The 9,786-nt window shown below is 41.8% G+C and carries 5 protein-coding genes and 1 pseudogene; all 6 read right to left on the bottom strand.

Annotated elements, in window-relative coordinates; genetic code table 11:
- Nucleotides 1–485: pseudogene (locus tag JWQ85_RS05540) on the bottom strand (LamG domain-containing protein); the annotation flags it as partial.
- A 41-nt stretch (nt 486–526) separates the two neighbouring features.
- Nucleotides 527–2,017, bottom strand: a complete 1,491-nt coding sequence (locus tag JWQ85_RS05545; RefSeq protein ID WP_299465186.1) for a RagB/SusD family nutrient uptake outer membrane protein — start codon at nt 2,015–2,017, stop codon at nt 527–529.
- A gap of 18 nt (nt 2,018–2,035) precedes the next feature.
- Nucleotides 2,036–5,083 (bottom strand): TonB-dependent receptor, encoded by a 3,048-nt coding sequence (locus tag JWQ85_RS05550; protein WP_299465187.1) that lies wholly within the window; start codon nt 5,081–5,083, stop codon nt 2,036–2,038.
- Between the two features lie 258 nt (nt 5,084–5,341).
- On the bottom strand, nt 5,342–8,227 hold the full coding sequence (locus JWQ85_RS05555) for a triple tyrosine motif-containing protein (RefSeq protein ID WP_299465189.1): 2,886 nt from the start codon (nt 8,225–8,227) through the stop codon (nt 5,342–5,344).
- Between the two features lie 197 nt (nt 8,228–8,424).
- A complete protein-coding gene (locus JWQ85_RS05560) occupies nt 8,425–9,384 on the bottom strand; it encodes a rhodanese-related sulfurtransferase (protein ID WP_299465191.1) in 960 nt (319 codons plus the stop codon).
- 133 nt (nt 9,385–9,517) lie between these two features.
- Nucleotides 9,518–9,786 (bottom strand): DUF5686 family protein (locus JWQ85_RS05565; RefSeq protein ID WP_299465193.1); only part of this gene is annotated, 269 nt, incomplete at its 5' end.

The raw sequence follows: 9,786 nt of genomic DNA on the forward strand, positions 1-9,786 counted from the left end.
GCATAATTACCCAGCCATGCTTCTTTTGTACCGTTCATAACATGGATTTTTAAGTTACCGCTTGTTGCTGTAGCTCCATTCTCAAAAAAGATGGTCAGGTTACCCCAAAAACTTTTGGTGTTTGAAAGGTCAACCAGGCCAACAATACCATCGGTATTTTGAGGGGAGTTTACCCAGGTCATCACTGTAAAGCTTTTCATGCTTTTAACCGCAGCCGATGGATCAACCGTTAAGTATGCATCTGTAGCGCCCTGTATTGCCTGGCCTTTAACGCCAAGTGTAAAAGTTGTACCTGTATTTGTTGCCGCAGTGTTTGATACGCTATCAATTAAGGTGTTGTTGTACGACCAATAACCTATCAGGCTTTCTTTAGCCACCTCGCTTGCGCTGGTGTAACCACCAATATTTAGCGGTGGGGCATAAGTTGATGGGTCATACTTTTTTTGGCATGATGACAAGGCCGTACTAATAAGTGCAGCTGCCATTATATATAGATTTAATTTTTTCATCTCGGTAATTATTAAAATTAATTATAGCCTGGGTTTTGAACTAAAATGCCACCACTTAGCTGAACTTCTGCATCGGGGATAGGCCACAATTCATTTTTGTTTGGTTTCCAACCCATAGGGCCAAATATTGCCTGCGCACGGCCCTGTCGGATAACATCGAAATAACGGTCAAACTCCATAGCAAGTTCCACGCGTCTTTCGTTCCAGATAGCCGTACGTAAAGCATCTTTATCAGTAGTGGTTACTTTTGGCAGGATAGCATTGTTGCCGCCCCTTGCCCTTGCCCTAACTAATTCAAGAGAAGCGATAGCAGTGGCAGCATCACCTAACTCATTAGCAGCTTCAGCGTTCATTAGCAATACTTCGGCGTAGCGTATAACACGGATGTTTTGCTGACAGCCTTCATTAAACCCACTTTGATACATGCTAAACGGTACATACGATTTTTGGTTATACATAGCATTTGGAACACTGTTAGGAATAGCGTCGCCCTCCGGAGTTGTTTCACCTCTGAAGATGATCGTTGCATCCCTGCGCGGGTCACCTGTCTCAAATGCATCAGCAAGGCTTTGGGTTGGGATATTAAAGCCCCAGCCACCTCCAACTACGCTCCTTACACCCTGCACCTGTGAATATTGTGAGTTTGATGCATCAGGGTTCCCCGGAACAAGCTCGGCCTGGATTTCAAACACCGATTCGGAGTTGTTTTCATTATTTGTCCTAAACGATTGTTCGTAATTAGGGAATAGAGAATAGCCTAAGCCCTTAACCTGGTTGGTTAAAGCTAAAACATCCGCCCATTTTTTCTGATACATCGCAACTTTAGCATGTAATGCCAAAGCTGCGCCTTTGGTTGCGCGGCCTATATCATTACCGGAATAGGACGGGGGTAGAGCAGCAGCAGCATCATTAAGATCTTGCTCAATTGCGGCATAAACTTCTGCTTTAGGATTACGCGGAATGTTAAACTCACTTGCATCCTTTGGAAGGTGTAAACGTAAAGGCACATCGCCAAAGGCGCGAACCAATCTAAAATAGGCATAAGCCCTTACAAACTTTGCTTCGGCCAGGTAGCGTGTTTTTAAAGCGCCATCCATTTCTATAGCAGGGATGTTATCTAACACCTGGTTACAAAGGTTTACGGTTTGGTACCTGCCTATCCAAAAATCGGCTATGAAACCTTGTGTAGAAGTAGCTGTAAAGCTATTGTACATGTTCATAGCAGGTACAGAACCATCGGTCGCGTCGCTTCCGGTTTCGGTTTCATCAGATCCAAGGCTTTCTATTGCAATAGGGGCAAAAGAGACCTCTGTCCATCCGCGTAAATTGGCGTAAATAGAGTTTACAGCCTTTGTTGCATCATCGCCGGTTTTCCAGAATACCGTTTCCGCGGGGGCTCCCTGTGGGGGTACGTCTAAAAAGCTTTTTTTACAACCTGTAAAAAGCATAGTAGTAGCAAAAGCGATAATTGCTACGTTCTTAGCGGTTATATTTTGATAAATTTTCATTTGTTGAGATAATTAAGATTAAAACGTAACATTAACACCCAGGTTATAAGTAGCATATAGCGGATACACATTTGCATCTACACCTGCCACTGTTGGGCCGCCGCCAACTTCCGGATTAAAGCCTTTGTATTTAAAGAAATTAAACGCGTTTTGTGCATTGGCGTAGATCCTAACCCGTTGTAGTTTTAATTTGTTGCTTATTGCCGATGGTAAAGAATAACCCAACTGCATGGTCCTGATCCTGAAATAGCTGCCATCCTGTACATAGAATGAATTTGAACGGTTGTTTTGGCCGCCTGCTATAAATGCAGATGGGTAGGTATTTGAGGTACCCGGTCCGTGCCAGCGGTTATCGTAAAAATCCTGACTGAAGTTTTCGTTACCAAAACGGCTGCCGATGTTTGCATTATAAATTTGAACACCTGCAACACCTTGGAAATCGGCGCTCAGATCAAAAGCTTTGTAAGCAAAATAGGTATTAAACCCATAGGTGTATTTAGGGTTAGGGTTACCCAGCACAACACGGTCTTTATCGTCAATTGTACCGTCGTTATTTACATCCTTATATTTAAAATCGCCCGGTATGGCAGTTGCCTGTATTGGTAAGTTATCTTTGGTGTAATTGTTAATTTCGTCTTGTGTCTGGAATATACCTGCAACCTGCAAACCATAGAACTGGCCTATTGGCTGGCCAACAACGGTGCGTGTATTAAAGTTATTAGTGCCTGTAGTACTTACTGCTTTATAAATTGCAGTAGAGCCGGCCGCCACCTCTAACACCTGGTTCTTATTAATACCAATGTTACCACCTATACTATAGGTGAAATCTGTACCAATCTTGTCTTTCCAGCTTAAAGTTACCTCGAAGCCTTTATTTTGGAAGGTAGCAGAATTGCCGATAATTGAGCCTCCGCTTGTACCTAACGAAGCCAGGATTGGAATAGCGAATATGCCGTTTTCTGTTTTCTTATCGTAGTAGGTAACTTCAGCAAATAACCTGTTATCTAACATTGATGCTTCTAAACCAATATCAACACTACTGCCTTTTTCCCATGCAATTATAGGCGGGGTAAGTGTATTCACATTTGATCCAATAGCAGTATAACCACCAGGGCCAACATATACAAAACCCCCAGGGCTTGATACGGTAGTTGTAGCTAAGCTTGCCGGCACGCCCATGTTTCCAACCTTACCCCAGCTTCCGCGTAATTTTAAAGTATTAAACAGGTGCTGGTCTTTCATGAATTCCTCTTCAGATATAACCCAGCCTGCTCCTATTGACGGGAAATAACCCCATCTGTCATTTCCTGAGAACTTAGAAGATCCATCTGCACGTATTGTGGCATTTAACAGGTACCTGCTTTTGTAGGAATAGTTAACCCTTGCAAAGTAAGAAGATACGGTACTGTACAACGGATAAACCCCGGGGTCAATATCCTTGATAAAAAAGTTATTCCCTTGAGTTAAATAATAGCCATTGCCGTTATCAGGTACATTCTCTGCCGAAGCGATGGTTTGATTAAACTTGTATGATTGTGCACCCTGGCCTAATAATACCGTTAAGTTATGATCGCCAAAGGTATTGTTGTAGTTTAAGGTGTTTTCAATGATCCAGTTACGGGTCTTTCCATTGGTTTCGGTAAGTTTGCTTGTTGTATTACGCTGGGCAAACGTAGCCGTGTAAACAGGTGCATAATTTGTTACCTCGTTATCGCCGTAATCACCGCCAAAGCTTGTGCGGAAGGTGAAATGTTTGGCAAATTTTAACTCGGCATAAGCAGAACCGTTAACACGATAGTTTTTAGAACGTTGGTTAAAATAATCAAGCGTAACCTGCGGGTTAAATTGGGCAGAGCTTGTAGCACCAAAATCGTTAGGGTCGCCATAGCTGCCATCAGCATAGCGTACCGGTACAATTGGCAGGGCCGAATATATCTGGTGGAAAATATCGCCATTGATATCCCTTGAATTATTCATTGAGCCGGCTATGGTATAGCCAACTTTTATATGACTTGAAACATCAAAATCGTTTTTTATCCTTAAGGTGTACCTGTCAAAGTTTTGTGTTTCAACTGTTCCGTTTTGTTTTAAATAACCAAAAGAAACGTTGTAAGTTGATTTTTCGCTACCACCGTTTATCGATAAATTGTGGTTTGTAATTAGGGCATTCCTTAATACCTGACGTGTCCAATCGGTGTTACCAAGGCTTGATGGATCTGGAAAAGGTGCAGTGCCGGTAGCCGGGTAAATACTTTGGGCGTTTAGCTCGTTAACTAATTCACCATACTCTGGCCCGGTTGCCATTTTAAATTCGTTGCTTATGGTCTGGCTTCCTACAAAACCATCGTAGTTAATAGTAGCTTTTGAATTTTTAGAGCCTTTTTTGGTAGTAATTAATATTACGCCGTTAGCAGCACGGATACCATAGATAGCTTCGGAAGAGGCATCTTTTAAAACGCTGATATTTTCAATATCATTTGGGTTTAAAAAGCTAATATCGTCATTCCAAACACCATCAACCACATAAAGCGGGTTGGCATTACCATATACGGTACCAGCTCCCCTGATACGTACAGTTGGCGATGCGCCGGGTGCACCAGAGTTGGTGATCTGTACGCCGGCTACCTTGCCCTGTAACGAACTGATAGGGTTAACAGATGATTGTTTTGATATTTCCTCGCCTTTTATTTGAGCTACCGAACCGGTAACATCAATTTTGCGCTGGGTGCCATAACCAACAACAACTACTGCCTGTAATTCGTTGGTGCTGGCTTTTAATTTGATATCAATATTGGCCTGGCCGGCTATTGCAATATCCTGCGTAGCATAACCTATATAGGATACCTGCAGGGTTGCGTTTGATGCTGCGTTTAACGTGTAAGCGCCATTAACATCGGTTTGGGTACCTGTTGTTGTACCTTTTATGGCAACTGTTACGCCAATAAGCGCTTCGCCGGTGGTAGCATCTGTAACCTTACCCTTAACGGTTAGGTTTTGTGCCAACACAGCAGTTGTGAAAAAAGTAAACAATAGCAGTAACCCCGAGATTGTGTAAATTCTCTTCATAGTGGTTAATAATTTTTTAAGTACTGGGTTAATTGGTTTTTGTAGAATCGAAATTGTGCAGATAAAATAATTTTAACAAATAATGTAACTCTACATTATTACATCAAACGAAAAATACTTTCTCAAAAATTTTAAGAAGGAAATATAAATAACTGATATACAATATTTTGTAATATCATAGTGTAGGCCTTACATACTACAAGGGAGGTATACAGGGGACTGCTGTAATTTGTGCTTATGAGAGGTAATGATGTAGTATTATAGCTCAATGAGAAACTCCACAAGGTTCTTATCGTGCTCTAAATTGAGCTTTTTACGCAGCCTGTAACGGCGTATTTCAACCCCACGTAAAGAAATGTTTAATAATGATGCCATTTCCTTACTGCTCATATTCATGCGCAGATAAGCGCACAGCTTCAGATCGTTAGGCACAAGGTCTGGGTGGCCATGTTTTAGTTTTTTAAAGAAGTTCTCGTGGGCCTCATTAAAGCTATTTTCAAAAACGTTCCAGTCGCGGTCATCGCTCATGCCTTCGTCAATAACCTTGTGTATTTTTTTCAACTGATCTTCTGATAGCTTTTTGCCGGTACTATCTTTAAAATTGTTGATTTCGTCGCTTATTTTCTGAAGCAGTTCGTTCTTGTAAACAATGTTCATAGCCGAGTTGGCCAACTCACGGCTTTTGCTTGCCAGGTCGGCCTGTAACTGTTCGTTTTTAATAGTGACAATATGCTGCTCGTTGGCTACAGCCTCCTGGCGCACAAACTCTTCTTTCTCGCGTTGTAGCTTTTCCTGTAACTCGTGGCGGTGGCGCTTTAATTTTAGCTGGTAATAATACCTGATAATATAATAGATCAGTATCAATAATAGCACATATAGGGCAATGGCAAATTTGCCGGCATACCATGGGGGTAAAATTTCAAATGTAAATGTTGTTACTACGGATACATTTTCGTCGTTAATTTTTGCCCTTACTTTAAAGTGATAAGTACCCTGGTTAAGGTTGGTAAATTCTTTTTGGGTTTGCGAACTCCAATCGCTCCACTGCCGGGAATAACCTTCCAGATAGTACTGATACTTAATATTCGATTGTTTGTAATAGGGCAGCGAATAAGCTATGCGGATATTATTTTGGTTATAGGGTATGGAGATCTCCACATTATCGCTGTTCATATCGCTTAGGGCGGATGTTTTATCGGTAATGTTTTCCACTTTGCGTATAAGCACGGGGGGCAATCTAAAATTAGGTTGCTGTAACGCGTCCTGGTCGTTTAAAATAACAAAGCCATCATCAACACTGATCAGGTAAATTTGGTTGTTAATGAGATTAATGTTCTCATAATTTTGTACCATTTGCCCGTTGAGCATGCTAAACCGGTTAGAATCAATAGTAAGCTTGCCGGGTACCGAAAGATCTGCCAGGGCAACGCGGCCGTGGTTTATAAACCAATACTTTTTGCCAATAGCGGCAATTACTTTGTTAGATGATGCAAAGGTGTGCAGCTTTTTATTCAGCTGCTGATACTTGTAAAAACGGTCGGTAATGTCATCATAAACATAAAAGCCCGAATCTGATGAGAAAACAATTCGGTTATCCAGGTTAAATACCCCTACGTTATAACTATCGGGCAGGCCCGAACGCTTGTCATAGTACTTTTGTGATACAACCTTTTTGTTATCCGCACTTAACATAACCTTATAAATACCTTTATAAGCGTGGCTTACCCATATCTGGCCTTTGTTATCCTGCTCCACATAGCGAGATGGCTCGGTAAAGCCCTCTACTTTATGTTCAAATATCCAGTTACCTGCGGCATCTTTATGGTAAATAATGAGGCCCGTATAGGTGCCCTGGATGAGGCGATCGGCATTAAACTTTTTAATTGTCCAACCGCCGCTTAATGATGTTATTTTAGTGATGGAGCTGCCGTTGACCTGGAAGGTACCGTCGTTATGGCCGCAAAGCAGTTTGCCATCCTGTAAAGAAAGTTCCCATACCTGACCTTGTGAACCCGGGATCAATTGAAAATCAAAGGACTGAAACAGCCGTTTAGTCCCGGGGGTTACCCATTCGCTATAAAAAAGGCCCTGATTTGTACCGAGGTATATTTTATTATTAAAAATAATACTGGAATAAACAGTGCCGAAACGACCTGTTTTATCAAAATAAAAGTACAGGGGCGAGTTTACTTCTATACGGTCGATACCGTTATCCAGGCCCGCCCAAAGGTTTTGCTCGGCATCGGTATAAAGGCTTAAAACGGTGTTATTTTGTAAGCCACTCGATTTATTGATGTGTTGTATCACGTGACCCGCGGTATCTATGATAACTATGCCATTTAAGATAGTGCCGTACGCAAAGTACTTACCCGGTATTATGGCGCCATTGTTTAACTGGTAGTTTTTAAGAAAATCATTAGCTTGGTTTTGCCAGGGGTTTATGGTGATGCCATCGTAAATGAACAGTCCGTTTTTGGCGGTACCAATAAGGTATTTGTTTTGTTGAAAGGGTAATATAGATAAAACCCTGCTGCCTAATATATTACTGCCTGTTATATAGGTGAGCTTATTATCCTTAAGCTCAAATAAGCCCGCATCAACTTGTTCAACAAAATACCGGGTGCCGGTTTTGAATAAGAACAGGAATGGTTTTGGCGCTTTTACAACGCTGATTTTGCCATTGGCATAGATGTAAATTGAGCCGAACGACTGGAATATAACCTTATCCTTATCTACATAGATCTTCCAGGTTTCTTCTTTTATAGGCTGATCTTTTTTGGGGACAAGGTGTGTAAGCGATTTGTATTTAAGAAAGCCTTTCTGGTCATTTTCCCAGTAGCCGAATTCGCCAAAGCCGCCCGAATATATTTTGCCTTTCCCATCAGCCGCTACAGAGCGCACAATTAACCCGTTTGGCATACGGTTAAGCTGCCAGTATTTACCATCAAACGAAAGCAGGCCTTCGTCATTACCAAAGTACATAATGCCATGCTCATCGCGCGTTACCGACCAGTTTTGATTACCCGATTGATACTGAGCCTTGGTATAATTTTGAACATACGGTACACCAATGCTTTTTATATCAGCCGCATTGGCCAATATGTTTATGCAGATAAAAAAAGCAAACAGAAAGTGTTTACGCATAAGGGTATAACGGTGCAGCTGTAATTATACGAAAATACAATTTGCTATTGAATAAATAGTGGACATTTTGGCTGAAGCCAAGTCCCGGTCTGTGGTCCGTCGGCTTTAGCCGACGGCAATGAGATTACATCGTCTTCATTCATTGCCGTCCCATTTATGGGACGGATAGACAGTATTAAACATTGGCTTTAGCCAAACTAATCGGCAAGTTGAACAGCGCCTTTTTTAACTGTATTTACCGGTTGCGGAACTTTCACATAATACCCGGTGCCATCATAGACACGCTTACGCGGGTGCGATTGGCAAGCATCACTGCAGCAGCCGTCCATTTTTGTGCCGCACTCATCGCATTGTGTAAAATGCTCGTTGCACTCGGGGTTGGCGCAGTTTATCATTTTATGCGTAATGGTGCCGCAATTAAAACATGTAGATATTACTACCGGATTAACGCTGTTCACATCAACAGAAAGGCGGTTATCAAACACGTAACATTTGCCTTCAAAATCTTCGCCCCCGGTTTCTTTACCGTATTTGATAATACCACCATGTAACTGGTAAACATCGCTAAAACCTTCGTGCAGTAACAGGGCCGATGCCTTTTCGCATTTAATGCCGCCGGTGCAGTAGGTCAATATCTTTTTGTCTTTATACTGGGCCAGCTCATTTATCATGGCCGGGAAATCGCGGAAATTTTCAATATCAAGTGTAACGGCGTTTTTGAATTTGCCTAAAGAGTGTTCATAGTTAGAGCGCACATCCAGTATTACCACATCATCGCGGTCTTTCATGGCCAAAAATTCTTTTGGTTCCAGGTGTTTGCCGGTTTGTTTCTGCGGATTGATCATGTTAGGATCGCGCAGGCCCGAGTGGACGATCTCTGATTTATAGCGGCAGTGCATTTTAACAAACGAAGGTTCTTCCACATCGTCTATCTTAAAATCAATACCTGCAAAGCGTTCATCGGCATGCAGGGTGTCCATATAGGTTTTGCAAGATTCTGCAGAACCGGATACGGTGCCGTTCAAACCCTCGTTAGCCACAATAATGCGCCCTGTTAACCCAAGAGATTTACAAAATTTTAAATGATCGGCCGCAAATTGCTCGCCATCAGCTATTGTTGAATAACAATAGTAAAGTAGTGTGTTGTATTTTGCCATAAATCATTGATGCCGCTGCAAACGGTGTTAAATGAGCTGCAAAGATAATAATTTGAGGTGAATGGTAAAATGGTTGATTGGTGAATGGTTTTAAACCAATTAACTACTCACCCAATCAACCACTCACTACGCATTAGCGTATTCCATAAAATATCCTGAATCCTTGCAGGTATTTTTTATTGCCTGCATAGGAAATGCCATAATCAACCCGGAAAATAAGGCGCTGTACGCCCACATAGAACTCCCTATAATTAGGGTTGCCTTTTGTGGTTAAGTAGTTGGCGCCTATTACTTCTTCGAGTTTTAATTTCCTTACAAATGGCACTTTATTTAATATTGATCCCGCAAAGTTATGCTGATAGTGAGCTTCGAAAAATGCGCCGTTTGTGCTGTAGGTATAAA

Origin of the sequence: Mucilaginibacter sp., assembly GCF_028288105.1 — a bacterium.
Classification (GTDB): Bacteria; Bacteroidota; Bacteroidia; order Sphingobacteriales; family Sphingobacteriaceae; genus Mucilaginibacter.

Excerpts from the sequence above, each read along its gene's own strand:
- JWQ85_RS05555 (WP_299465189.1), bottom strand. The coding sequence starts at position 8,227 with ATGCGTAAACACTTTCTGTTTGCTTTTTTTATCTGCATAAACATATTG.
- JWQ85_RS05560 (WP_299465191.1), bottom strand. The coding sequence starts at position 9,384 with ATGGCAAAATACAACACACTACTTTACTATTGTTATTCAACAATAGCT.
- JWQ85_RS05550 (WP_299465187.1), bottom strand. The coding sequence starts at position 5,083 with ATGAAGAGAATTTACACAATCTCGGGGTTACTGCTATTGTTTACTTTT.
- JWQ85_RS05545 (WP_299465186.1), bottom strand. The coding sequence starts at position 2,017 with ATGAAAATTTATCAAAATATAACCGCTAAGAACGTAGCAATTATCGCT.